This window comes from Halorubrum sp. SP3 (genome assembly GCF_005435195.1).
In the GTDB taxonomy this organism is placed as follows: Archaea; Halobacteriota; Halobacteria; order Halobacteriales; family Haloferacaceae; genus Halorubrum; species Halorubrum sodomense.
Window position 1 is genome coordinate 1 of the sequence record NZ_SGTU01000541.1, and the last position, 312, is coordinate 312.

1 protein-coding gene is annotated in these 312 nt (G+C 56.4%); it reads right to left on the reverse strand.

Annotation, left to right across the window (positions count from 1 at the left end):
* The coding region (locus tag EXE42_RS19920; RefSeq protein ID WP_206750778.1) for a hypothetical protein at positions 1-312 on the reverse strand (312 nt) is incomplete at both ends.

Consider the following 312-nt stretch of genomic DNA (forward strand, 5'->3'; position numbering starts at 1 on the left):
GTGATTCAAAAGCAGAGATATCAATTTCTGCTACAATTCGGCCGGTGTAGCCCGCTTCAGCAAGATCCGCAAGAGTACGCGCAGCCGCTCCACTGACATCGGAGTCGGAATGCGTCAGAGCGAGCTCAAGTGAGTCAAACGAGATACGATCCAGAACAGCATCGGCCTGTCCGTGAGCGGCAAGCGTTTGTAGGAGTCGTGCGCCCGCGGCGACCCGATACGGATCCGCAGTGTCGAAGACTTGGGCCAATTGAGCAGACGGAATGGCAGCGGGCTCTGCGTCGACAATTGCCTCTAACGCAACGAGAACTT